General features: G+C 58.0%; 20 protein-coding genes and 1 pseudogene. 5 read left to right on the plus strand and 16 right to left on the minus strand.

The annotated features are described in order from the left end of the window. Positions 1-280 precede the first annotated feature (280 nt). On the minus strand, positions 281-1531 hold the full coding sequence (locus tag M1D68_RS14400; protein ID WP_445571852.1) for a serine hydrolase domain-containing protein: 1251 nt from the start codon (positions 1529-1531) through the stop codon (positions 281-283). Between the two features lie 280 nt (positions 1532-1811). Here M1D68_RS14400 and M1D68_RS14405 point away from each other — a divergent pair, with 280 nt between their 5' ends. Continuing rightward, entirely contained in the window at positions 1812-2345 is a 534-nt protein-coding gene (locus tag M1D68_RS14405; RefSeq protein ID WP_457967284.1) for a sterol desaturase family protein, read from the plus strand. Here the strand turns inward: M1D68_RS14405 and M1D68_RS14410 are convergent. From M1D68_RS14410 to fni, 5 genes are read right to left on the minus strand one after another with little or no spacing between them, the layout of a single operon-like run. Beyond that, positions 2227-3228 carry a phytoene/squalene synthase family protein gene (locus tag M1D68_RS14410; RefSeq protein WP_434559319.1) on the minus strand — a complete coding sequence of 334 codons (1002 nt, stop codon included), beginning with the start codon at positions 3226-3228 and terminating at the stop codon, positions 2227-2229. The genes M1D68_RS14405 and M1D68_RS14410 overlap by 119 nt on opposite strands. Further along, the gene (locus tag M1D68_RS14415) at positions 3225-4715 is read right to left on the minus strand and encodes a phytoene desaturase (RefSeq protein WP_457967286.1); all 1491 of its coding nucleotides are present in this window, start codon (positions 4713-4715) and stop codon (positions 3225-3227) included. Before M1D68_RS14415 ends, M1D68_RS14410 begins: the two co-directional genes overlap by 4 nt. Further along, positions 4712-5890, minus strand: coding sequence for a lycopene beta-cyclase CrtY (gene crtY, locus M1D68_RS14420; RefSeq protein WP_434647941.1), 1179 nt, complete (start codon positions 5888-5890; stop codon positions 4712-4714). Before crtY ends, M1D68_RS14415 begins: the two co-directional genes overlap by 4 nt. Then, positions 5887-7185, minus strand: a complete 1299-nt coding sequence (locus M1D68_RS14425) for a glycosyltransferase (protein WP_457967288.1) — start codon at positions 7183-7185, stop codon at positions 5887-5889. The genes crtY and M1D68_RS14425 overlap by 4 nt, the downstream gene beginning before the upstream one ends. After that, complete coding sequence (gene fni, locus M1D68_RS14430; protein ID WP_457967290.1) at positions 7182-8237, minus strand: type 2 isopentenyl-diphosphate Delta-isomerase; 1056 nt, start codon at positions 8235-8237, stop codon at positions 7182-7184. Before fni ends, M1D68_RS14425 begins: the two co-directional genes overlap by 4 nt. A 157-nt stretch (positions 8238-8394) precedes the next feature. Here fni and M1D68_RS14435 point away from each other — a divergent pair, with 157 nt between their 5' ends. Continuing rightward, positions 8395-9372, plus strand: a complete 978-nt coding sequence (locus M1D68_RS14435) for a polyprenyl synthetase family protein (protein WP_457967292.1) — start codon at positions 8395-8397, stop codon at positions 9370-9372. A gap of 3 nt (positions 9373-9375) precedes the next feature. Here M1D68_RS14435 and M1D68_RS14440 read toward each other — a convergent pair whose 3' ends face one another. The 6 genes and pseudogenes from M1D68_RS14440 to M1D68_RS14465 form a co-directional block, all read right to left on the minus strand. Further along, a complete protein-coding gene (locus tag M1D68_RS14440; protein WP_457967294.1) occupies positions 9376-9876 on the minus strand; it encodes a hypothetical protein in 501 nt (166 codons plus the stop codon). A gap of 161 nt (positions 9877-10037) precedes the next feature. Beyond that, complete coding sequence (locus M1D68_RS14445) at positions 10038-11345, minus strand: OprD family porin (protein ID WP_457967296.1); 1308 nt, start codon at positions 11343-11345, stop codon at positions 10038-10040. 50 nt (positions 11346-11395) lie between these two features. After that, positions 11396-13048: an AMP-binding protein gene (locus tag M1D68_RS14450; protein ID WP_457967298.1), complete on the minus strand. Its 1653-nt coding sequence runs from the start codon at positions 13046-13048 to the stop codon at positions 11396-11398. Next, positions 13045-13791, minus strand: a complete 747-nt coding sequence (locus tag M1D68_RS14455; RefSeq protein WP_457967300.1) for a nitroreductase — start codon at positions 13789-13791, stop codon at positions 13045-13047. Before M1D68_RS14455 ends, M1D68_RS14450 begins: the two co-directional genes overlap by 4 nt. Positions 13792-13832: 41 nt before the next feature. Then, positions 13833-15175 (minus strand): annotated as a pseudogene (locus M1D68_RS14460) (MFS transporter). A gap of 284 nt (positions 15176-15459) precedes the next feature. Beyond that, positions 15460-16485 carry an AraC family transcriptional regulator gene (locus M1D68_RS14465; RefSeq protein WP_457967302.1) on the minus strand — a complete coding sequence of 342 codons (1026 nt, stop codon included), beginning with the start codon at positions 16483-16485 and terminating at the stop codon, positions 15460-15462. A gap of 321 nt (positions 16486-16806) precedes the next feature. Here M1D68_RS14465 and M1D68_RS14470 point away from each other — a divergent pair, with 321 nt between their 5' ends. Beyond that, positions 16807-17307 carry a MaoC/PaaZ C-terminal domain-containing protein gene (locus M1D68_RS14470; RefSeq protein WP_434559341.1) on the plus strand — a complete coding sequence of 167 codons (501 nt, stop codon included), beginning with the start codon at positions 16807-16809 and terminating at the stop codon, positions 17305-17307. Continuing rightward, positions 17294-17767: a LysR substrate-binding domain-containing protein gene (locus M1D68_RS14475; protein ID WP_434701909.1), complete on the plus strand. Its 474-nt coding sequence runs from the start codon at positions 17294-17296 to the stop codon at positions 17765-17767. Before M1D68_RS14470 ends, M1D68_RS14475 begins: the two co-directional genes overlap by 14 nt. A gap of 287 nt (positions 17768-18054) precedes the next feature. Here M1D68_RS14475 and M1D68_RS14480 read toward each other — a convergent pair whose 3' ends face one another. The 3 genes from M1D68_RS14480 to M1D68_RS14490 form a co-directional block, all read right to left on the minus strand. Next, positions 18055-20445, minus strand: a complete 2391-nt coding sequence (locus M1D68_RS14480; RefSeq protein WP_457967304.1) for a TonB-dependent siderophore receptor — start codon at positions 20443-20445, stop codon at positions 18055-18057. 120 nt (positions 20446-20565) lie between these two features. Then, positions 20566-21546 (minus strand): FecR domain-containing protein, encoded by a 981-nt coding sequence (locus tag M1D68_RS14485; RefSeq protein WP_434606218.1) that lies wholly within the window; start codon positions 21544-21546, stop codon positions 20566-20568. Beyond that, on the minus strand, positions 21533-22048 hold the full coding sequence (locus tag M1D68_RS14490) for a sigma-70 family RNA polymerase sigma factor (RefSeq protein WP_434564115.1): 516 nt from the start codon (positions 22046-22048) through the stop codon (positions 21533-21535). Before M1D68_RS14490 ends, M1D68_RS14485 begins: the two co-directional genes overlap by 14 nt. 235 nt (positions 22049-22283) lie before the next feature. Here M1D68_RS14490 and M1D68_RS14495 point away from each other — a divergent pair, with 235 nt between their 5' ends. Continuing rightward, on the plus strand, positions 22284-24389 hold the full coding sequence (locus M1D68_RS14495; protein WP_457967306.1) for a TonB-dependent siderophore receptor: 2106 nt from the start codon (positions 22284-22286) through the stop codon (positions 24387-24389). On the opposite strand, the gene M1D68_RS14500 is transcribed toward M1D68_RS14495, so the two are convergent. After that, on the minus strand, positions 24361-24615 hold the full coding sequence (locus M1D68_RS14500) for an EAL domain-containing protein (protein ID WP_457967308.1): 255 nt from the start codon (positions 24613-24615) through the stop codon (positions 24361-24363). The genes M1D68_RS14495 and M1D68_RS14500 overlap by 29 nt on opposite strands. Between the last annotated feature and the right edge of the window lie 104 nt (positions 24616-24719).

Below are 24719 nucleotides of genomic sequence, written 5' to 3' on the forward strand. Positions count from 1 at the left end.
GCTGCTTTCCCGAAAGTAGTACAGGAACAGACTCGTCTGGCTGGAAGGGGTTCTATCGTTAAATTCACGACGGTTGTCAGCAGTCGCTCACTTGCCATTTCCGGGTATCGGCCACATCAGGCGCGAAGCCGGCAGGTATGAGTGGGTACCCGTCCAATACCGCAATCGCGACTAATACCGTAGGCCTGGATCGCAATTGATCCAGAACGAAATACATGGCTCCCCGCTACGCGGGGCCATAGGCTCGCGACGACTAGGTTGGCGTCATCAACGCGCGAATTTACTTCAACGCAGCTACCACGGCATCGAAGAACACCATCGGGTCGATCGGCTCTTTGTCAACCGGCTTGGGTTGGGCACCGAAGGTGACAATCACCACGTTATTGGCAGGGTTGAGGTAGATGTTCTGGCCCTGGATACCGACCGCCGCATAGGCGCCGTCTTTCACCGACGGCTCGGTCCACGCCGTCCACCACATGTAGCCGTAGTCCAGGGTCTTACCGCCTTTGAGGGTGGTCGGCAGCGTCGCCTCCTTGACCCAACCTTCGGGCAGAATCGATGTGCCATTGATCTTGCCGCCGTTCATGAAAAACAGCCCGAAGCGTCCATAATCACGCAGCGTGGCGCTGATACCGCTGCCACCGATTTCCACGCCGTCAGGCGAATCGAGCCACCACCGGGCATCACTTTCCATACCGAACGGCTGCCAGATCTTCTGCGATAGATAATCGGCCAGTGGCATCTTCACAGCGCCACGGACGATCTCGCCGAGTACCTGCGTTTCGCCAGTGCTGTACGTGTTGGCCGTGCCGGGCTCGGCCGCTCGCGGCAAACTTGCCATCAAGGCCATGGCAGAACGCGGTTTCTGCGAAATCTGCGCTTTGAGTAGCGCGCGACGATCGGACGCCGGATCGGTGTAGGTTTCGTTCCACTTCACGCCCGAAGACATCATCAGCACGTCGCGCACGGTCACCCCTTCGTAGGCGCTGCCCTTGAGCTCGGGAACGTAATCCACCACTTGCGCGTCAAGGCTCTTGATAAGGCCGTCTTTGATCGCTGCAGCCGCCAGCGTGGAGGTGATGGATTTGGCTATCGACATCGACATCCATCGGGTTTTCTCCGTGTTGCCACGCTGATAGGTCTCGAACACGATCTTGCCGTCCTTGAGCACGAGCATCGCCGTAATGCTGTCCAGTGCGACAAAGTCATACAGGTCGTACTTTTTGTCCCCGACAGTGAACCGAACGTTGGGCAACTGTTTGTCTGATTTGGGCAGTGCATACGGGTGATCGCCGGCCTTGATCCTGTGGGTGGGGAACAGCCGGTCTATGTTGCGGTAGGTACTGACCGCCAGATCGGGGAGCATGGCGCCGTCATAGATCTGCTCCACCGTGCCAATCGGCTCCTTGGCGTGGGGATAATCCTCAGCCCATGCGCCCGAGGTGATACCCGCAGCGAGCAGACCCAGTGAGAGAAGCAGCGAGCGACCAGGCGCAGTCGCAGTCGCACGAAAAATCGCGGATGAGTGCATAACCGATCCTTTTTTTGTTTTGCTATTCACGCATGTTAAAAAACGCGGCCGCTTGAACCATAGTCTACTCATTGGAATCGCGCCCAAGCTGAAGGACGACACTCATCGCTTCTCGTCAGGTATAAACAACTGCGCGCCACTGAACGGTGAATATGTCGAGAATGACCGCCAATGAGGTGATTGAGCAGCTCAACGGGGCCAAGATCGCGTTGTTAGATGTTAGAACGTTCACCGCCTCGGCGCAGTCCGATGCTGTGTCTTTGCTCGGATGACCCGCCTCATGACGAACGCACTGGTTTTTTTCGCGACCCTTATCGGTATGGAGGGTTTTGCGTTTCTCGCCCACAAATATGTGATGCACGGCTGGGGCTGGGGCTGGCACCGCTCCCATCATGAGCCCCGCACCGGCTGGTTCGAGAAAAACGACCTGTACGCGATCGCGTTTGCGCTGTTCGCCATCGTACTGATCACGCTTGGCACCCAGGGCATGCACCCGCTGGAATGGATAGGGGCCGGGATGACGGCTTACGGTTTCCTGTACTTTCTGGCCCATGATGGGCTAGTCCACAAACGCTGGCCATTGAAGTACGTCCCCCGCACCGGCTATCTCAAGCGTCTGTATCAAGCGCATTTGATGCACCATGCCGTGTCGGGCAAGGACCGCTGTGTCTCATTCGGTTTTCTCTATGCCCCACCTACCGCGGTGCTTCGGGTTCAGTTGCGCGATCTGCATGGCGGACCTCTTCGCAAGAATGATCCGGGCGCTGCCACAGGCTCGGCAGACGCTCAGGCCAGTGACGCCCGCGAGCAGTAACGGCGCGGCACAGGCCGCCGAGCACATGCCGCAACTTGTCGACCTTCGAGGTCGACACCCGCGTATCCCAGGCATGCTCGCCCCGCCTTGAGACCTTGATGCCAATTTGCCGATAGACACCCGACGCAGTCGCCACCGCCCACGCGGAGCGCCACGGCAATGCCCTTAATCCCGCCTCGGCACTGGCGTAAAAAGGCTCGGCCAGCTGCACCAGCCGTTGCGCGAGGATGGCCAGACCGGGCCGATGCTGATCGTCGGCAAGTGACGCCTCGGGGATCGAAAGCTCATCCAGCCAGTCTCGTGGCAGATAGCACCGGCCGACGGCAGCGTCTTCGACGATATCCCGGGCAATGTTGGTCAATTGAAACGCCATGCCCAGGTCGCAGGCGCGGTCCAATGTCTTTTGGTCGCTGACGCCCATGACCTGAGCCATCATCAGCCCGACGACCCCGGCCACGTGGTAGCAGTAGTCCAAGGTGTCGTTTACGCTCTGATAGCGGCGCTGGTGTACATCCATCGCAAAACCCGCCAGGTGCTCCAGGGCATAACGCTCCTGAATGCGATGTTTGACCACCACCTCTCTGAACGCAGCGAAGGCTTCGTGCTGCACAGGCAACCCGGCGTACACCGCCCGAGTCTGAGCGGTAAGGTCGGCAAGGCGCCGTTCAATGTCAAACTGGTTCAACACGGTCGCCGAATGCCCCGCCTCCTGACCATCTATCACGTCATCGCAATGCCGGCACCACGCATAGAGCATCATGGCGCTGGCCCGGGTCGAGGGGTCGAACAAGCGCGAGGCCGCGGCAAAGCTCTTCGAGCCCACAGCAATGCTGCGTTCGGCATGCTCCAGCAGGACTTGGTCCTGGTTAGCATCGCGATTCATGAGTGCAGATCCTCAAGCATCAAACCTGCCGTGGCCTTGGCCGAGCCGATGACACCGGGGACGCCCGCACCGGGGTGAGTGCCCGCGCCCACCAGGTAAACGTTGCCAAGGCTCGCGTCGCGGTTATGGGGCCGGAACCAGGCACTCTGCCAAAGGACAGGTTCAAGTGAAAACGCCGAACCCAAATGTGCGTTCAACTCACTGCGAAAATCATTCGGGTTGAAAATCCGACTGGTCACCAAATCTTCCCGCAAGCCAGGCATGTAGTGTTTTTCCAGATACGCGAAAATCCGATCACGGTAGCGTGGCCCCTCCACCTCCCAGTCGATAGGCGCGTTACCCAGATGAGGAACCGGCGAGAGCACGTAGTGGCTGGAGCAGCCCGGCGGGGCGAGACTCGGATCCGTGATGCAGGGCGCATGCAGGTAGAGCGAGAAATCCTCAGCCAGCTCAGCGCCATTGAATATTTCTTGAATCAATGACCGGTAGCGCGGCCCGAAGCAGACCGTGTGGTGTCGAAGCTGAGATTGCGGCCGCTTGAGGCCGAAATGGATGACGAACAGCGAGTTGCTGAAACGCTTGCCTTTGAGGCGCGCGCTTTCCTTGATGCCACGGGCATGGCCGCCCAGAAGTTGCTCATAGGTATGCACCACGTCCGCATTGGAAGCGACGCAGTCGGCATTCAGCAAGCGACCGTTTTTCAAGCGCACGCCGCTGGCCCTGCCCGCTTGCACCTCGATGCTGGCGACGTCGGCATTGAGCTCGAGACGCCCGCCGAGGTCTTCGAAAAACCTCACCAGCCCCTGCACTAGCGCCCCCGTCCCTCCCTTGGGAAACCACACGCCCCATTCGCGTTCCAGTGCATGGATCAAGGTGTAGATCGATGAGGTGGAAAACGGATTTCCGCCCACCAGCAGGGAGTGAAACGAAAACGCCTGGCGCAGTTTTTCGTCTTCGATAAATTCGGAAACCATCGAGTAGACACTGCGCCACGCCTGCAGCCGAGCCAGCTGCGGCCCGGCCTTGACCATGTCCCGAAACGACAAAAACGGCACGGCGCCCAGCTTGAGATAACCCTCGCGAAAAACCGCCTTGGAGTACGCCAGAAACCGCTGGTAGCCTTCAACATCCTTGGGGTTGAGCCTGGAGATATTGCGGTCCAGCTCGGCCTGATCGTTGGCATAGTCAAACTGCGTACCGTCCTCCCAGCACAAGCGATAGAACGGCGAGACCGGCAGCATCTCGACGTAGTCACGCATGGATCTGCCGGCCGCTGTGAACAATTCCTCGATGGCCGTGGGATCGGTAATCACCGTCGGCCCGGCATCGAAAGTGAATCCCTCGTCGTGATACACATAGGCGCGGCCGCCGGGCTTGTCGCGTTTTTCCAGCAAGGTGGTTTGCACGCCCGCCGCCTGCAGCCGGATCGCCAGTGCCAGGCCACCAAAGCCTGCGCCAATCACAATCGCGCTTTTCCCCTGGGTCATGCTTGATCCTTGTAATGCCGAGGCAGGCAGCGACGTGCAGCGTGCAGGGCCTCATTGATGGGAACAGGCGGCTTGCCGATCAGCACTCTAAGCTTGTCCTGCAGCGTGCTGTCGCCCGAATAGAAACGCCTGATCAGCCCCTCGGGCAGACCATAAAAACGTTGCATCACCCGCCAGCGGTCCTGGGGTTTGCCTGCCAGGAACAGCATGCGATTAAGCAAACGGTAAAACCCCTGGCGCCGCCACGCCTGTTCAGCGAATGCGCGAATGCCAAGGTATAAGGCGTCCGCCTGCAGGTTCTGCTGGCGGGCGACCCAGTCCGCCAGTTGCACCGCCTGGGGCAACGAATAACCTGTTGTGCAATGGCAAAGACCGGCCCGCAAACCGGAACGCGGCTGGCCGGGCGCCTCGCGCCAGAAGCCGGAAAAGTCGCCTGCCAGGGTGATCGGCAACACGCCTTGCTCTTCGCGAAGGCAGCGGGCAATGATCCATCCGCGATCTTGCACATAATCACGGACGTGCTGGCGCAGTTGTTCTGAAGAAAAGCTCTGGCGGTCAACGTAGTGGGTGTCCTCCACCAGCACCGTGTCGGCTGAAAACGGCAAGACGTAGACGAAACGATAGCCCTGCCCTTGAGCCACCCGGGCGTCCATGATGATCGGCACGTCCAGCCCATGAGGGGCCTGTAGCTGCAGCACCTGACCCAGGAACGCCTGTTGGCCCAGCACCAGATGTTCGCTGTGCTGGACGCCACGCCCGTCGATGACGGCTTTGGCCCACAGCTGTTCGCCGTCCTCCAGCAACAGCGAAGTCGGGGTGATCTGTTCGATCCGCTGTGACACACGCAACCCTGCCCGCCCCCCGTCACTGAGCGCCGGTTCGATCACTTGGGCAAAGCGTTCGGAGGTGATGCTGGCATAACCGCTGTTCAGCCGTCGCGAACGCCCCGGGAAATGCACCTCGTAGGCAGGCCAGGTTTGCACCACCAAGGGCCTGATCCATTGATGCTGCTCGGCCGTCAAGTCCGAGTCGTGAAAGGACCAGGTATGGTTACCACCGATCCGGGCCTGCTCTTCAACGCACAGCACCTGTAACTCAGGGCGCAACTGCTTGAGCCGCCAGGCGATCAGCCCATTGGCCAGCCCACCACCGGCGAGGATCAGGTCATAGTTCATGCCACCGCCTGCGTCAGCACGGGTTCGCCGCTACGCACCGCCGCCTCAACGATGTCCGCCGCTTTGCTGGCGCCACCGGCGCGCTGCAACTCAGCCGCCATCCGCTGCAAGGGCTCTCGTGGCAGAACAAGCAGCCGGGCCAGCCCATCAGCAATGGTGGCGGCGCCCGCCCAGCGGTTCAGCTTCAGGCCCAGGTCTCGGTAGCTGACACGCGCAGCCACCCCCGGCTGGTCAAAACCGATGGGCATGACGAGCATCGGCGTAGTGGTGGCTATGGCATCCATCACGGTGTTGAGTCCTCCATGGGTCACGACCACATCGGCGTGTTCAAGCACCGCTTGCTGGGGGGCGAACGCAGTGACCCAGGTCGCGCCACAGTTGAGAAGCATGCGTTCCTGAACCGAATCAAGCCTGCCGCAATGGGCGACCAACAATTGCGCATCCAGGCGGCGGCAAGCCTTTGCAATCTGCCGGAACATACCCAGGCGCCCGCCCTGCAAGGTACCCAGGCTGGCGAAGACAAAGGGTCGATTTTTATCAATCTGCCACTCGAAGGTTTCATTGCCTGGCGAAGGTTGCCCCGTACCCGAAAAAGGCAGGCGCAACGGTCCGACTGCGTGGAAATGCGCGGGCTGCTGCAAACGGGGAAAATCAAATCCCGCAAGGGTCTGACTGATGTGGGCAAGCGGAGAAAGGCATTCATGCAGCGCATCGCGAGGCACGATGGCAAGCCGTCGACATGCACCCCGCAATACGTCTCTGAGCGGTCGCATCAGCCAATCGTAGACCTGCTGGCTACCGGCGTACATGCGTAGGCTACGTTCGTCGCGACCGTAGGCAAACGGCATCACCGGCAGCGGCAAGCCTGGCTCGCGGTTGACCGGCAACGCGCAAGCCACCGAGACATAAGGTAGCCCCAAGGCCTCGGCGACCAGCCCACCGGCAGCTTCCATCTGATCGCAGAGCAGTGCATCGACCTGCTCGTAAGCCAGCGCCGCGGGTAATTCATTACACAGCATGTTTGTGGTTGCACACATATCGGCAATAACCCGCCGCAAGGTCAGCGGGTTATTAGAGCTGGCCGCGCGCTGCAACACAGCGTCCAGGCTCCCCGGTGGATGGCTGCTAGCAGCCATCGCATGAAAACCGATGCGCGGATCACCCAGCCAACGGCGCGCGTCGGCCTGCTGGAAGAACGTGACCTGATGCCCACGATTCAACAGCTCTACCGCCAGCGCCTGAAAGGCCTGGAAGTGGCTATGGAACGCCGGGGTCACCACGCCGAAATGGCTCATGTGCGATGAACCGATGGCAGTAATCGGGCTTGACGCAATGCCGCCAGATCTCCGGAACCGGTGCAGAAACAGGCAATGCGCAGCTGCTTGATGACGATGTCGAAATGCTCGATGACCGACGCTGTCGACACCGTCGCATCGCGCAGCACTCCGGCCGCCTGCCCTACCAGGTCGGCCCCCAGACACAGCGCCTTGGCCGCATCCACGCCGTTGCGAATGCCGCCGGATGCAATCAGCGTCATGCCGGGCAATGCCTCACGCACGCTGATCAGGCTGGTGGACGTCGTTATACCCCAATCGGCAAACGCCATTGCCACCTCGTGATCGGCGGGGCTGCTGGCGCGTTCAGCCTCTACCGCTGCCCAACTGGTGCCGCCGCTGCCTGCCACATCGATCACGCTGACCCCGACTCCAGCCAGGGCCACCGCCACCGATGCCGATATACCCGCCCCGACCTCCTTGACGATCACCGGCACGCCGAGACTTTGCACCGTCAGCCCGATGGCATCCAGCACGCCTCGCCAATCCCGATCACCTTCGGCCTGAACGGCTTCCTGCAACGGGTTCAGATGAATGATCAAAGCGTTGGCCTGCAAAGTCTCCACGGCGCGGCGCGCCAACTCCTGGCCATCCTTTTCCAATAACTGTGCCGCGCCGATATTTCCCAGTAACGGGATGTCGGGCGCCAGCCGCCGCAGCTCACGGGTCAAGCCCTGATCGTTGCCACTGCGCAGACCGACGCGCTGCGAACCTACGCCCATGGCGATGCCAAGCTCCTGGGCGGCCTCAGCCAGATGGCGGTTAATCGCCGAAGAACGCTGCGCCCCGCCGGTCATGGAACTGATCAGCAAGGGCGCTCTGAGGGGGATCCCAACCAGCGCGCTGGCAAGGTCAATGTCGTTCAGATTCAGCTCGGGCAACGCGCAATGCTCGAACTGAAAGGCATCCAGCCCGTTGCCGCCACCCTGTCGTGGGTTATGGCTCACACCACGGCCGTCCAGCACGATATTGAGATGATCATCCTTTCTCCGACTTAAGGGATGCTCGGTCATGAAAGCTCCAATTCGGTTGAATCATTTCGCGGCGCGCGTGGTCATTTTGTTGAGTGGCGTTATACAAGCTTAGGCCGATCGTACAACTTGTGTGCAACGCTGACTGATAATTGAGGCACTGGTTATTCAAAGTGGTTCAGAGTTTGAGGCCCATCACGTGAACCACCAGAAAGCAGATCACCCTTCACAACTGCCCTTAAAGCAAAGGTCAAGACCGATGACCATCGAGCCTGACGCAACCGTCGAATATGGGTTTAGCGAACGTTTGGAAGATGTGCGCGCGGCTATTGAGCAGCGTCTGGACCAACTGCTGCCGAGCAGCAGCGACGAGCGCGACCTTGTCGCGCTGGCCATGCGTGACTCCACGCTGGCGCCCGGCAAGCGGATGCGGCCGATTCTGTTGATACTGGCTGCACAAGGCTTGGGGCACGGTGGTGATCAGGCACTGGAATTGGGCTGCGCCGTGGAATTGATCCACGCAGCGTCACTGGTTCTGGACGACATGCCGTGCATGGACAACGCCCGATTGCGCCGTGGGCAGCCGACCGTGCACCTGAAGTTTGGCGAAGACGTGGCGATTCTTGCCGCCGTTGCCCTCCTCAGCCGCGCATTCGGGGTGGCCGCCGGGATTACCGATCTGGCACCCGCAATCCGCATGCAATTGGTGGAGGTCATGGCCAATACCGTTGGCATGCAGGGTCTGGTCAAGGGTCAGTTCAAGGATCTGCGTGACGGCCAGAAAAACCGCCCCCCCGAGGAAATTGCACTGACCAACAACCTCAAGACGGGGGTACTGTTTAGCGCGATCATGGACATGGCCTGGCTGATCAGTGGTGCCAAAGCTCACACACGCCCGATCTTGCAGGACTTTGCCGTTGAGCTGGGTCAGGCGTTCCAAATGTATGATGACCTTTTGGATCGTTGTCCGGACAGCAATAAGGACCAGGGCAAGGACGAGGGCAAGTCGACGTTCGTTGCGCTTTACGGCGAGCAAAAAGTCCGCGAACAGCTAGAGGCTCATCTAATGAGCGCCGAAAGCCATTTGCGAGAAGTTTTCGGGCCCTCGCAAATGATCATCTGGTATGTGCGGATGATCTTCGAGAAAGCGGTGCGACAACGTGGCGCAAGGCTGTAGGGCCTACTTGGCCTGCTCGGCGATTGCTTGTTTCAACTTTTCGGCATCGGCAAAACGCTGCTCATTGACGACCGCGCCATTGTTCAAGGCGAGCCACTGAACGGTGTCCCGGTCGCCGCCATAGTGGGTGGCAACCCTGCCGTCCTGGTCGAGCATAATTCTGTATTTGGCCGAACGCATGGCCGGTACTGCCACCAGTTTGATCATGGAAGGCATCTTCTCGATATCGGCCAGGTACACAATGTGGCGCGCTTCCAGATAGCCCTCCGGGTGACCCTCCATCGCCGCATCCACTAACTTGGCGGCCGACATACTGCGCGCTATCAACAGCACCTGAGCGCTGTCGTTCAAGGTATACGCCTTCTCGTTCTGATCCAGCAGGGTCCACTTCATCGCGGGCTGGTTCAGATCTTTGGGTTGATCCAAATCTTTTGATTGGGCTGACTCCTGCGCCAACACGTGGAAGTTCAGTAGTGCACCGATCAGCAGGATCATAAGCCGCATGGTTTCGTACCTTATTCGAGGAAAGTCACGGAGTGAAACGCTGACGCCATCCTACGTCAGCCTGGCTGTCGCGCTCTAGCGCATTAATGCTTTTGTTGCCTGACCTGCTCGCAAGCGCGTTGCCACGGGGGCGCCGGGCCGAGGATGGCGATGCTGCGCCCTTAGAGCAGCGCAATGCTGTAGCTGACAAACACCCGGTTATGATCCTGGTCACGGGCGGCTTCGCTATTGGATTTACCGTTACGCCAGCCGAAGCCAACCCCTTTGAGCGCTCCCGACTGAATGACATAGTCCAGAAAGATATCCCTCTCCCATTCTTTCTGATCGTCACCGGATCTCGTCTTGATGTTGTCACCGGAGAGGTACATGACCGAGGCTTTCAGGCCCGGGACACCCAGGGCGGCGAAGTCATAGGCATACTGACCGAATACTGTGCGCTCCCCTGCACGGGTGAAACTCTGGATCAGACGATCTGTGTGCAGGTACAAGGAGCTGCCTGCTGCGCCTTTATCTATCAGGCCACCCTGATTGAGCTGGGTGAAGCTGCTACCGTCCGAGACGCTTTGGTAACCCGCCGTCATCGCATGAGCGCCGATGCTGTAGATCAATGCAGCACTCCAGAGACGATTGTCGATAACGCCATCTCCGTTTTTGGTGTAACCGCTGATTCGGTAGCCCGATGTACCGGAACTGTTTTCCCCTGACGCGTCAGTCCTGAAGTAACGCAGGTCGGTTTTCAACGATTGACTGTCCGAGAACGCGAGGGTGTGCGTCAGTCCGAAAAACTGTTGGTTATAGTAGTTTTCGAGCTGGGCATAGTAGTACTGAGCCGTCAGGTCCTTGGTGACTTTCCAGTCACCCCCGGCGAAGGCGAACTGGTTGCTTTGACGTGTACCGCCCATAGCGGCGAGCCCCGTCTGATCCGTTGAGGCACGACCGGTTGCCCGTTCAATTCGCCCACCCGTCAGGGTCAAGTCCTTGAACTCGCTCGAAGTCATCTGGCCGCCCTCGAAGGTTTGTGGAAGCACCCGTCCATCGTTGGCGACCAGAATCGGAAGTTTCGGAATCAAGGTGCCGTAGCGCAGTTCGGTCCTGGACATTTTGACCTTCGCGGTCAGTCCCAGCCGGCTCCACTCGTCGACGGCGCGGTTGTCACTGTCCGAGGGAATCATCGAGCTGCCAACGTGACGTCCCTTGCCACTGTCCAGGGTGACGCCCAGCAACCCAAGGGCATCAACACCAAAACCAACGGCGCCCTCGGTATAACCCGACTTGAAGTCCAGCATGAAGCCCTGCGCCCACTCTTCGGTTTTTGAAGGGGCAGCGACACCATCGCGGTTGTCGTTATTGAAGTAGAAGCTCCTCATGCCCAAGGTGGCTTTGCTATCACTTAGAAAGTCGGCAAACGCCTGGCCACTGAGGGCGATGCTGCCAGACACCAACGTTGCAGTTATTTTTTTCAGGCTCACTTATAACGCTCCGATTCTTATTTTTAGTAGGTGATGGAAGCGACTACGACCTAGCCATTCGAAGCCAAACGGACAATGGCATCGCGACTGCCTGCCTGCTCACGAAGTACAAACTTTTGGATTTTCCCGGTTGCGGTTTTCGGCAACACCGTAAAGACCACTCTGCGCGGACATTTGAATCGAGCCAGACGTGCTTGGCAGAACTCCATTATTTCTGCTTCGGTGGGAGGCTCGACACCCGTTCTCAGCTCGACAAACGCGCACGGTACTTCACCCCATTTGTCATCCGGCTGAGCGACTACAGCGGCATACAGAACAGACGGGTGACAGTGGATCGCCTCCTCGATCTCTACAGACGAAATATTTTCCCCACCGGAGATAATCACGTCTTTGCACCGGTCGGTAATCTGGACGTAGCCGTCAGGGTGCACGACGGCGACATCACCCGTATGAAACCAACCGCCTTCGAATGCTTTTCGGGTTGCACTGTCATTCTTCAGATAACCCATCATTACGGTGTTGCCCCTGAGCAGCAGCTCACCCGTTGTCTGGCCATCTTTTGCGACTGGCCGCATCGTATCGGCGTCAGCCACCATCAGACCTTCGAAGGCGGCTGCACGAGCCCCTTGGCGTACTCGCATAGCGCCTTGCTCACCGGGCGTTAAATCGTCCCAGCCGTCTTGCCAGACGCAGCTGATCGGCGTACCGGACACTTCGGTAATTCCGTACACGTGGTCCACGTCGAAGCCTCGTGAAACAACTGCGTTGAGTATGCTGGCCGGAGGTGGAGAACCAGCAGTCAACACTCGAACCGGCGTCTTGAGCGCGGGGCGGTCTTCGGCGTTGGCAATCATGGCCATGACAATCGGCGCCGCACAGAAGTGATCGACACCGTGGTTATCGATCGCATCGAACACCGTCTCTGCGCACACTTTTCTCAGGCAGACGTGCGTGCCGGCCACAGCCGTGATCGCCCAGGTAAAACACCATCCGTTGGCGTGGAACATCGGCAATGTCCACAGGTAACGAGGCGCCCGCGTGAGCGGCCAGTTGGTCATCTGCAGCAGACTCATGAGGTAGGTGCCACGATGGCTCGCGACCACGCCCTTTGGATCACCGGTTGTTCCGGAGGTGTAGTTGAGTGCTATCGGCTGCCACTCGTCATCCGGCCAGACGCCTTCGAAATCAGGGCTGCCGCTGCGGATGAAGGTTTCGTAGTCAATGTCTGCGACACTCGCGCAAAATGGCGCCAGGTGATCATTGATATCAATCACCATCGGGGGATGTTCGAGGAGTGCCAATGCAGCCTCCGCAAGCGCAGCAAACTCTCGATCCACCAGCAGCAACTTGCATTCGCCATGACGCAGAATGAATGCCACACCTTCGGCATCGAGGCGGTAGTTGACCGCATTGAGTACCGCGCCGCTGAGGGGGACCCCGAAATGCGCTTCGAGCATGGCAGGAGTATTAGGAGACAGAATTGAAACGGTGTCCCCTGCTCCCAGGCCTTTTTCGCAAAGTGCCGAGGCAAGTCGATAGCAGCGTTCGCGGGTTTCACGCCAGGTTCGTTGCAGTTCGCCATGCACCACCGCTACCCGATCCGGGTGCACAAGGGCTGCCCGATCCAGAAAACCAAGTGGCGTCAGGGGCAGATAGTTGGCCTTGCAGCGATCAAGCCCACTTTCATAAGCACCAGGAGTCATGATGTTGTTTCCTTATTATTGTGATGAAAAGTGCAGAACGCGCTCACCGGCTCCCGATCAGTGACCAAGGTGTTCTCGATGCTGCTCTCGTCGGCGTATCCAAGGCTCATTCCGCAAACCAGCATTTGATCCGAGGGAATCGCAAGGGCTTGCGAAATGACCTGGTGATATTTCAAAAAAGCGGCTTGTGGGCAGGTGTGCAGATGCCTTCCACGCGCAGCGACCATCACGGCCTGTAGAAACATGCCGTAGTCAAGAAGGCTGCCTTCCTTCAACACCCGATCCATGGTGAAGATCAGGCCGACGGGAGCGTCGAAGAACTGGTAATTGCGGCCGTGTTGCGCATGCATCCGCTGCTTGTCTCCCTTTTCAATGCCCAGCAGCCCATAGAGCTCCCACCCGACCTGCCTTCTCCGATCCACGTAGGGTGAAGTCCACTCGCGTGGGTAATAGTCATAGGCATCTTCAAGGTCGTTGCTCTGTGATGGATCGTTGTCAATTTCCGCGATGGCGCATGAAAGACGAGCCTTTGCTTCTCCAGTGACGACATGCACGCGCCAAGGCTGCATGTTCACCCCCGTAGCGCAGAACCGAGCGACATCAAGGATCGCCTCAATGTCTTCGCGCGGTACGGGAGTGGGCAAAAAAGCCCGAATACTGCGCCGCGAAGCGATCGCCCAATCAACCGTTTGAGCAAGCAGTTCAGACGGTATGGGCGGTTTGGATAAGCGATTCATTTTCATGCATTCAATTCCACGGATTCAGCTACAGACGGGGGCATCCATCAGTTCGACAGGGCCGGGGATTTTCTGACTTGGGTAGAGTCGGCGCGTGACTGATTGATCAGGGTTACGGCGACAGCGCCAATGAGGCCAGCCAGGCTGATGGCCATGAAGTTTTTCTCGAGCGCAAGGTTCAACGACACCAACCAGCCAATCAGGACAGGGGCGACGATTGCGCCTATTCGTCCCACACCAGACGCGAAACCCACGCCGGTTGAACGAATCGATGACGGGTAGAAATCGCCGGCGTACGCATACGCCAGCAATTGAGTTCCCAGGGTCGATGCGCCGACGATGAACACCACTGGAAACAGCAACGACGTTGAACGCATATAACCCAAAACGGTGAGTGCTATCGCACCGACGATATAGAAGCAGACCAATACGTGCTTGATGTTCAGCTTGTCGCTCAACCACCCTCCGCCTATTGCACCGGCGATGGCTCCCAAGTTGAAAACAATCACAAAATTCAACGCAGAACCCAGGCTGAATCCAGCCATCGCCATCAGCTTGGTTAGCCAGGAGTTAAGGGCTAGACCATGAACAGGCCCGTCATGAACGCGGCCCAGATCATTAAAGTGCTGAAGCCCCGCCCCTCCCTGAATAAGTTACGAACCGGTGCTTGCTGCTTATCCAGGATCGTGGCGTTTCCAGTCATCAGCGTGTTTTCGTCGATAACGAGAGCAGGGTCCAGTTTACGAGCGATCGCTCGCAGTTCGTCCTGACGTCCGGTCTTGAGCAGGTAGCCGATGGATTCAGGCATGGTCTTCAGGATCAGGGGAATAAGCACCACGGGCAGCAACGCCACATAAAACACCCATTGCCATCCATGACTCTCGATCAGTTGCTTACCCGTCAGCGCGACCAGGATTCCGCCCACGGAGTACCCCGCGAAAACCAGGGTGACCAGCCGAGTACGCAGTTTGAGTGGAGAAAATTCACCCATCTGAGCGGTGCAGATAGGCAGTACGCCGCCGATGCCAAGGCCGGCGATGAAGCGGGCTACGCTGAAGCTGATCGGGTCACTGGTGAGGCCTGCCGCCGCCGTGAAAATACTGAACAAGGCCACGCAGATGGCGATCATCCTGGGACGCCCGATACGATCGGCTAGCGTGCCAAGAAAAATGGCGCCCAGCATCGTTCCGAAGAGCGCAGAGCCCGCCATGACGCCGGCGCTGGTTGGATCGACGTTCATGTCCTTCATGATCGCCGGCAGGGCTGCACCGACGACAGCAAGGTCATAGCCATCGATGATCAGAATGAGCACACACCAAAACAGGATGAGCCCATGGAAGCGGTTGAACTTTGATTCAACCGCGAGTGTATAGACGTTTACCGGCTGCATATCGCGTCTCCTTCGATCTTGTTTTTGTTTGTGAAGTGCGAAGAGTTATTGGCTCGCTTGACAGGCGATGCCAGGGCTACCTGCAGCGCATCGTAGGAGTTGCCTTTGCGGCGGCCTATGCCCGACGGCATCGTTGTACGTGACCGTTTTGGACACTCGTGACTTACCCGCCACGCCCGGGATGACCCTGGTCTGTTGAGGTTTTGGTGGATGAAACGAGTTGCAGATCACAGGAGGTAATCTGGCGGGGACGCAGTGCTTTTGTATAAGCGCAAGAAACGCTTTTAAATCTCGCCCGATTCGTCAGCATTGGAGCGGCGGTAAGCGCCGGGACTCACGCCCGTCCACTTTTTGAATGCACGATGAAAGGCACTGCTTTCCTGGAAACCCGTGAGGGCAGCCACTTCAGTCACGGTCATATTCGGCTGGCACAACAGATTGATCGCCATGTCACGGCGCAGATTGTCTTTCAAACGCTGATAACTGACCCCCTCGGCCTGCAGTCTTCGCTGGAGCGTCGAATAAGACATGCACAGCGTGCTTGCCATCTTGTCCAGCTCTGGCCATTGCTCCGGATCGAGGCCTCTCAATCTGAGGCGGATCTGGGCGCTGATGCTGTCCTCGTTACGATATTTCACCAGCAGACTGGCAGGCGACTCCTTCAAGAACGCCGATAGACTGGCTTTGTTTTGCGCGACTTTGAGGCTTAGAAAACTGCGCTCGAAACGAATCATCGTCGCTGGCGCACCAAACTGAATGTCTTCACAGAAGCGCATCCGATAGTCGCTATCGTCGAGTGGTCGATTCGGGCTGAAGCAGAGCTCTTTAATGTGAATGCGTCTGTTACCCAACCAGCAGAGCAGTCCATGGACCAGGATCAGCCATGTTCCATAACTAAAGAGACGACGTTCAATGCCGTTGTCATGGATAACGATGACGGCGCAGTCGCCATCAAAACTCAGCTCACCGTGAATATCGTCCAGTACGAGACGCAAAAATTTCAGAATCCGTCGCAACGCTTGCTCTAACGACTCGCAGTCAATCGACGACTGGCACATCAATCGGAAGCTGCCCCGTCGCATGGGATGGCTATCGATTGCGAAAAACTCATCGTCGAGCAGATCCGAGAGCGCGACCCACAGCTGAGAAAATGCTGCAGCCGAAACCCTGGCTTGGGGGGAAGTGAGGAGTACAGGGTCGATACGTGCTTGCTGCAGTGCAAGGGAGGTGTCCAGCTGGCGACGCAACGCGCCCTCCAGGGCCTCATGCACCAATCCGATTGAAGTCGTTCCTTTATCCTGGATGAGCACGCCCTCTCCCCTCTGCCGGTGGTTGCCTGCTGACTTGATGCTGACTTGTGAATCTCTTCGGCAGTCCTGCCTTGGGCAACCTGACGAGCCTGAACGCTTTCTACGTTCCGACTTCTCGACATGATCTGTCAACCCGAAGGTTTTGTTATCAACAAGCGCATGGGCCCTCTTCCCAGGCTTTAATGGCGGGTCTTGATAGTTGTCCAAAACATTCAACCACGCCGAGGCTTTTGGACATTGTCCAGGCCGTCGCCCACCGACACTATCGGCCGGCAACCTTCGGTTACGTTGAGTCTGACGCTACAGAATCCAGGAGTTACCGTGACAGAGAAAGAGCTGTACTGGGAAGACTTCACGCCAGGTAGCCTCTGGACGGCCAAGCAATCTGCGCCTATTACAACGCAGGCGATCATTGCCTTTGCCGCAGAGTACGATCCTCTCGATATTCACATAGATCCTGACCTTGCCCGTTCGAGTCCGCTTGGCGTGCACTGTGCCAGTGCAGTGCAAACCTTCGGTATTTCGCAGCGGCTTATGTGCGACGCCTTGCTGCTTCAAACCAATGTTGTGGCGGGTGGCAAGATCGATGGTTTCAGGATGGTTGCTCCGGTGGTGCCCGGAGACACGCTCAAGCTATCCGTTCAAGTCGTTCGATCATTCATTCATGCGTCAAATCATCAACGGGGCTGGGTCGTGTTTAAAGTCGATGTCACCACCCATTCCGGAAAAACCGTGCTTGTTTATGAGGTGGCCGTATTGATATTGCGAAGGGGCGACCGACCTTATTGCAGAAGGCATCGATTGTTCCGTGCGGCTCGGTGATCTGGATGATTCGAGCCTGGTTGCCAAACGTATCGGCGAGGTTGCTTTGGTGACCTGCGCGGCTCCCGCCTACGTAAAGAAACATGGTTTACCAGCCACGCTGGATGATCTGCAGGCGCACCTGGCTGTCAACTTCATGGTTGAACAGCGCCGCCAGATCATGCCCTGGCGGTTCAGGGGCAACGGTAAAATTATCAGTGTGAAGATGCGCAGCGGCATCGTCGTCGACAACGCAGAGGCATTGCTTTACTGCGCATTGGCGGGGATTGGGATGGTGCAGGGGCTGCGCCCGGCGCTGCAGCGATACATCGATAGCGGACGTCTGGTGGAAGTTCTGCCGGATGTTCCAGTCGAGCCGAAAACCGTTTCCGTGTTGTTTCCGGATCGCCGTCATCTATCACCCAATGTGCGGGTATTTGTCGAATGGGTGAGTGCATTGTTCCAAGAGAAAAGGCATTAGCGCGGCCTCATTGGTGTTGGCCTGATTAACAGTCCCACCTTCCTCTGCTCGCCCCCAAGGCGAATGACTCGCGGCTCGGACCGAACATTTTCAGGTGCCACAACCGGACGAACATCAGGCGATTTTTTCCGGTGAGCATCGTTGGATTTCGCGCGTAGCAACCGCTGGCGCGTAACGATGAAAATCGAACGCCCTTGCTTTTCGTCCCGCACAATTATGGCCAAGTTGACGGTACCCGCGTATAGCGGGCACCGCTTCCCATAGGGGACGAAGGCTTACACGCCAGCTTACCAGCTGTAACTCACTTTGGCGGTAATCTCGCGACCCGGGTTGTAGAAGTTCGCTGTGCCGGAACCGACCACGTGCTGCTCATCCAGCAGGTTGCTGACGTTCACCGCAAGGTCGGTGCCCTTGGCGATCTCGTAGTTGAACGCGGCGTCGAACAGCGTGGCGCCATCGCTTTTGCCGGAGTTGGCTGCATCGAAGTAATAAGAGCCGACGTAGCGCGCGCCCAAGCCAACGCTGACATCAGTGCCGGGCACGTCGTAATAACTCCAGAGCGAAGCGGAATGCTTGGGTGCCGTGGTGAACTCATTACCCTTCAGGGAGCTGCCGTCGTACAACGAACCGCGCAGTACCTCGGACTCCATATAGGAGTAGCCACCAATCAGGCTGAGGTTCTGCGTCACCTGCGCCTTGGCCTCCAGGTCGAGGCCACGCGCCCGCGATTCGCCCACCGTCTGTTGCTCGATGATGCCGCTCGGCAGCACCACGGCGATGGTGACGTTTTCCTGGGTCAAGTCATAAACGGCTGCGGAGAACAGTGCGTCCATCCCCATCGGCGCATACTTCACGCCCACTTCGTACTGCCTGCCGGTCTGCGGTGTTACGCCAACCTGAGGCGGCGAGACGGACTCCACCATGCTCACATAGGTGGACACCTCATCGTTGACGATATAGGTCAACGCACCTCGGTAGGAGGTTTCGGAGAAGTTGTCTCTCTCGGTGGATTGCAAGCCTTTGCTGGTAAGGTCCATCGAATCGTTGCGCATACCGGCGGTGACGATGAAACGCTCGTAGAACGATAGGTTCTGCTGAAGAAATACGGCCTTGGTGGTCGCGTCTCGCTTGTTGACCGCATACGGGGTGATAGAGCGTGAAACGCCAGTAAACACGGGATTTGCAACGTCAATCGGGGTCGTCAGGGCGTAGACCGAGCTTTCCTTGGTAGTCGAATCGAGGTATTCCACGCCCACCAGGCTGCTGCTGTCGATGTTCTCGAAGCGGGCATCGTATTGCAGCATCAGGTTGCCGTTGAACTGGTCGGCCTCACTGTCCGTTCCAAACAAGTACCGGTCAACGGTAGTACCGACACGCGCGGCGCTGTCGCTGATGTAAACGTAGCCAAAATCATCGGTCAATTTGCTGTAACGCAGATTGCTGCGCAATACGAAGCCGTTGTCGAAGTCATGGGTGACGTTACCGCTGAGGCTGGTGCGCTCGACATCGTGAAAGTTGTAGCTCGGCTCACCATAAAACTTGCTGCGGTCGTATTCCTTGTCCAGCGGATAGCCGCCACTGTTGGGCGAACTTTCGGTTTTCAGATAGTCCAGAATCACGGTGGCTGACGTGTAATCCGTGGGCGCCCAGGTGAGGCCACCCATCAGCAACTGGTTGTCGTCCTGTGAGTGATCGTATTCGCGGTCGCTGTTTTGGCCTTTGGCAGTAAAGCGGCCAGCCAAGGTTTTCTCGTCGTTCAGCGCATCCCCCACATCGATGCCTGTCTCGACATGGTCAAACGAACCGTAGGTCACATAGCCTTGGCCAAACTGCTCAAAGCGCGGCTGTTTGGTCACGAAATTCACCGAACCGCCCGGGTCCGCTGGGCCAAACAGCGTGGAGTTGGCGCCACGCAAAATCTCTATGCGTTCGTAAGCGAATGGATCTTCGCGTACGCCGCGCATCGAACTCAGGGTCAAGCCGTCACGGTAGGTGGTGGCCTGGAAGCCCCGGATCTGGAAATAGTCGTTGCGGTCATCCGTACCATAGAAGTCACTGACCACACCGGGCGTGTATTGCAGCGCCTCTTCCGTGGTGCTGACGCTGCGTTGTTCCATTTCTTTGTTGGTAACAACCGACACCGATGCCGGCGTATTGAGAATGCTGGTTGCCACCTTGCCGCCCACCCAGAGTTCCTTTGCGACAACCGAGTTGGCGTCGTCGTCGGCACTGACCCTGACCTTGGCATTGATGATGAGGGGCGCAAGGCGATAGTCCTCGACGGACGTTGTGTCGAGCTCCAGCGGGCCGGCGGGCGTAGGCTGAGGGAACAGTAGATAGGCATTCGGGCCTTGCTGTTGGATTTGCAATTCGCTTCCCTGTAGCAAGGATGACAGCGCTGCCGACGTATCGAGCGTGCCATTCACGCCAGCAGTGGTGCGGTTCGCTACACTCGACGCGTCGAAGGAAAGGCTGATGCCAGCCTCGCGCGCAAAGCGGTCAAGCGCCGGCGCCAGCGGGCCGGCAGCGATGTTCCACTGCTTGACCTGATTGCTGTGGTCAGCGCTCGGCGTTTGCGCCAGCGATGGCAAGGCGTAGCTGCTTACGATCAGCCCCAAAATCGCACCGTGCAAGGCACGACTTAATGGATGGCGCTGGGAAACAGGGGACGAACTCATATTCTCGCTCCAAGAAAGGACATCGGCAGACAGGCCTGTATTCCGGCCTTTCTTAGAGGTCGAACGAGAATGAGAATACACCTCATTATTTTTTTCAGGTGACACAAAGTTCTGATGGGCTTAGGTGGCAGCGGTCACGGTCACCCAATAACGGGTCCGATAATCAACGTGCAAATGCAGTGACTGCGCGATCAATGCCAGGACCTGATCGTTGTCGGCGAGTTGGAAGGTGCCGGAAACGCGACGATCCGCGACCTCGTCGGCGCAGCGCAGTACACCGGGGCGATAGCGCGACAACTCCACGATGAAATCATCGAGGCGCATATTGCGCGCACTGATCACCCCGTCACCCCAGCTCCATAGATCAAGGCCGTTGCCTTTGAACATTCGGGCCCCACTTGATGTGAACAGCAGCTGATTTCCTGCCTGAACACTGCGGCTGGCAGGCGTTTGACTGGAGCCGGGGAAAACCGTGACTGATCCTTCCTGAGCCGCGACCAGCGTGCCATCGTCGAACTCGCGTGCCAGAAAGCGGGAACTCTGAGCGCGCATGATCCCGTCACGTGATTGCACCCAGAACGGTCGCGCTCGAGGCGAGTGTTGATCCGCGCCGACATTCACGATGATTTCACCACGTCGCAGGATTATCAGACGTCGCTGGGCGTCGAAATCGCTGTCGACGGCGCTATCGCTATTGAGTTGGATTAGGCTGCCATCATCGAGTTGGAAGCGCCGTTGCTCGCCGGTACTGCTGCGCTGCTGCGCAAGCATGGCGGGTACGGGTGTGTAGTCCCGGCCGAGCCAGGCTGCAGTGCCAACAGTCGCCAATATGCCCAGGAGTTTCAGGCTTTCCCGCCGCCGCATTCCATGATTGGTCCCATTAAGGGTTTGCCGGGCCAGTTGAGCTGGCACGCCTGCGAATTCATCCCCAAGCGCTTCCACGCGCTGCCACGCCAACACGTGCTCCGGGCACTGCTGCAGCCAGTGCTCAAATGTGCGCTGTGTTTGCTCATCTGGCTGATCGAAGCGCAGGCGCACCTGCCAGTAGATCGCCTGGTCGACAACGGCCGGATCCAGCGTCTGGGACTCACGCCTCGACATAACGCAAGCGATAACAGTGTTGCAGGGCGGTGGCCAGATCGCGTTCCACCGTCGCACGGGAAACACCCAACTTTTCGGCTATTTGTGCGCAGGTCAAGCCGTCGAGCCGGGCAAATAAAAACGCCTGGCGAACTCTCGGTTTAAGCATATCGAGCATGCGATCTATCCGCTCGAGCGTATCGAGAATCAGCAGTCGGCTTTCTTCCGAGGGAACCTCGTGTTGAGGCAGTAACGCGACGCTCTCCAGGTAGGCACGTTCGAGTTCGCGACGGCGATACTGATCAATCATCAACCCGCGGGCGATACTGCTCAAATAGGCGCGTGGTTCACGCAAGGGGCTGGGCTGACGGGATTTGAGCAGGCGTACGAAGGTGTCCTGCGCCAAATCTGCTGCGTTATCACGACATCCAATGCGTCGGATTAGCCAGCCGTGCAACCACGAGTGGTGGGTTCGATAGAGCAGCCCTAGATCTGCAGTACCTAGTGGTTCATCGCTGCGCATCGGAATCCCGGCAAATACATGATTGATAATTAATCGCATTCTACTCATGCGGTAGGCCTGAGGCAAATACGTGGTGCTTAGTGTCTGCTTTGGGCGAACGCTATCATTCTGTAGAGGCTGCGAGGGAACGCCAGGCACGCAGATGATCATCAGGACGGTGCCCAATCAACAAGCAAGTGGCGATCTATAGGTTGTGGTGTGACTGGCCCCATAAATGTTATGTTATTACATCTTTATGGGAGAGTTCATTTTGAAACATCACGTTCCGCTGCTGACAGGATTCACCCTCGGGCTACTTGGACAACCTATTTCAGCCGCACAACCTCTGACGCTGGACGCGTTGACTATCACCGGATCCACCGTGGAGGAGCGTGCCGATGGTCCAGTGCAAGGTTATCGAGCAACGCGTTCGAGCACAGCTACTCGCACCGACTCCGACATTCGCGATACCCCGCAAAGCATCGATGTAATACCCGCCCAGGTGATCAAGGACCTCAACACCACGCGAATCGACCGCGCCCTGGATTTCGCAGGCGGTGTCTCACGACAGAACAACTTTGGCGGACTAACTTTTCTCAACTACAGCGTCCGTGGTTTTACCACCGGCGAACTCTACAAGAACGGCTTTGCCATCAACCGTGGCAGCTACAGCGCGCCGGACACTTCCAATATCGAACGTATCGAAGTGCTCAAAGGCCCGGCTGCAAGTCTCTACGGTCGAGGCGATCCCGGCGGCCTGGTCAATATCGTGACCAAGCGTCCGCAGGCTGAGGCGTTCAGCAACCTGAACATCAGCGCCGGCACCTGGGACCGTTACCGCAGCAGCCTCGACGTCAACTCGCCACTCGACAGCGAGGGCAACCTGCTGGCACGAGTAAACATGGCCATCGAAGACAATGGCAGTTTTCGCGATCACGTCGACAGTCAACGACGGATCATCAGTCCGTCGTTGAGCTGGCAGATTTCACCAGACACCCGCCTGATGCTCGACACCGAGTTCTCCCGTACCGAATCGGTGTTCGACCGCGGCATTCCGGCAGTCAATGGTGAGCTTGGCTCGGTCAAGCGGTCGACCTTCATGGGTGAGCCCAACGATGGCCAGATACGCAACGACAACCAGACCATTGATCTGGCGCTGGAACATTATTTGAACGACAACTGGAAGGTTCGCCTGGCCAATCACTACACGCAGGGCACGCTCAATGGCGCGAGCTCGGAACCTCAAGCATTGGTCGGCACCACCATCACGCGTTTCTATCGCGAGCGTGACTTTGGATGGAACGACAACATCACCCAGGCCGAGCTACATGGCAACTTCGAACTGGCCGGCTGGCAGCATCAGACGCTGGCGGGACTGGAGTATGAAAACTACCGCAACAGCCAGAAGTATCCCCAGAGCGCCACGCTTGCAAGCTATGGCTTGGATATCTACAACCCCGTTTATGGTCAGCCCAAGCCGGCCCTGACCCGCGCCAACGATTTCCACGAGCACACCGAGAGCTACGCGCTCAATTTGCAAGACCAGATCGCCTTTACCGATCGTCTGCGCGGATTGATCGGCGTGCGCCTGGAGCGCATCGAGCAGACTTCGCTGAATCGCACGACAGCTGTCAGCAACAGCCAGGAAAAAGACGTCGCCACTCCACGCGTTGGGCTGCTTTACCAATTAGCACCACAGGTCGGCGTATTCGCCAACGCGTCCACGTCTTTCAAGCCCAATACCATCGGCACGCAAGGCCAGGTCTATAAACCGGAAAAAGGCCTGGGTTATGAAACCGGTTTAAAACTGGACCTGTTCGACAGCCGTATTGGCGCGACCATCGCTCTGTTTCACATCGACAAGGAAAACGTCGTGACGACCGACGCGCTCGGTGAAAGTGTCGCAGCCGGTGAGGCTCGCAGCCAGGGCCTGGATCTGCAGTTCAGCGGCCAGATCACCGATGCCCTGCGTGTTATCGGTGCTTATGCCTACATCGACGCCGAGGTGACCAAAGGCGACTCCGCGCTACCCAAAGGCAGCGACCTGTTAGGCATCGCCCGCAACAGCGGTAGCCTGATGGGTGTTTATGAGTTTCAGGACGGCGCCTTGCGTGGATCGGACATGGGCGCAGCCTTCAACTATGTAGGCGAACGCTCAGGCCAGGCTGGCAGTAGCTTCAAACTGCCGTCGTATAGCACTGTCGATCTGCTCGCGCACTACAAAGCCAGCGAAGACGTTACGCTCGGGCTGAATCTGAACAATCTGTTCGATCGCAAGTACTACGAACGATCCTATAACAGTGCCTGGGTCCTGCCCGGAGAGCCGCGTAACCTCAGTGTGAGTCTGAGCCTCGACCTCTGACAGTGATCGCCAAGGTCGCAATGCATTCACCGCTCGTGCGCCAGGAATCGATTTTCAGGAGCGCCTGCTGAGAGGCCTCCTCGACACCTTCGGCAACCAGGGTCAACCGAAGGCTATGAGCCATGGAGATAATCGCCATGACCAGTTCCGCGCTGTCGCGGTTGTGTTCGATGTCGTTGATAAACGAGCGGTGGATCTTGAGCGTTTCGATGGGCAGGCGACTCAAGTAGCTGAGGGCCGAATAGCCGGTGCCAAAACATCAACCAGCTTCAGTTCCACCGTGAATTCTCCCGTCGGATGTTCCACCGATAACTGTGGATCAGCGCAGAC

It is taken from the genome of Pseudomonas sp. R4-84, assembly GCF_054130985.1.

Excerpts from the sequence above, each read along its gene's own strand:
- M1D68_RS14400 (WP_445571852.1), bottom strand. The coding sequence starts at position 1,531 with ATGCACTCATCCGCGATTTTTCGTGCGACTGCGACTGCGCCTGGTCGC.
- M1D68_RS14405 (WP_457967284.1), top strand. The coding sequence starts at position 1,812 with ATGACGAACGCACTGGTTTTTTTCGCGACCCTTATCGGTATGGAGGGT.
- M1D68_RS14410 (WP_434559319.1), bottom strand. The coding sequence starts at position 3,228 with ATGAATCGCGATGCTAACCAGGACCAAGTCCTGCTGGAGCATGCCGAA.
- M1D68_RS14415 (WP_457967286.1), bottom strand. The coding sequence starts at position 4,715 with ATGACCCAGGGGAAAAGCGCGATTGTGATTGGCGCAGGCTTTGGTGGC.
- crtY (WP_434647941.1), bottom strand. The coding sequence starts at position 5,890 with ATGAACTATGACCTGATCCTCGCCGGTGGTGGGCTGGCCAATGGGCTG.
- M1D68_RS14425 (WP_457967288.1), bottom strand. The coding sequence starts at position 7,185 with ATGAGCCATTTCGGCGTGGTGACCCCGGCGTTCCATAGCCACTTCCAG.
- fni (WP_457967290.1), bottom strand. The coding sequence starts at position 8,237 with ATGACCGAGCATCCCTTAAGTCGGAGAAAGGATGATCATCTCAATATC.
- M1D68_RS14440 (WP_457967294.1), bottom strand. The coding sequence starts at position 9,876 with ATGCGGCTTATGATCCTGCTGATCGGTGCACTACTGAACTTCCACGTG.
- M1D68_RS14450 (WP_457967298.1), bottom strand. The coding sequence starts at position 13,048 with ATGACTCCTGGTGCTTATGAAAGTGGGCTTGATCGCTGCAAGGCCAAC.
- M1D68_RS14455 (WP_457967300.1), bottom strand. The coding sequence starts at position 13,791 with ATGAAAATGAATCGCTTATCCAAACCGCCCATACCGTCTGAACTGCTT.
- M1D68_RS14480 (WP_457967304.1), bottom strand. The coding sequence starts at position 20,445 with ATGAGTTCGTCCCCTGTTTCCCAGCGCCATCCATTAAGTCGTGCCTTG.
- M1D68_RS14485 (WP_434606218.1), bottom strand. The coding sequence starts at position 21,546 with ATGTCGAGGCGTGAGTCCCAGACGCTGGATCCGGCCGTTGTCGACCAG.
- M1D68_RS14490 (WP_434564115.1), bottom strand. The coding sequence starts at position 22,048 with ATGCGCAGCGATGAACCACTAGGTACTGCAGATCTAGGGCTGCTCTAT.
- M1D68_RS14495 (WP_457967306.1), top strand. The coding sequence starts at position 22,284 with ATGGGAGAGTTCATTTTGAAACATCACGTTCCGCTGCTGACAGGATTC.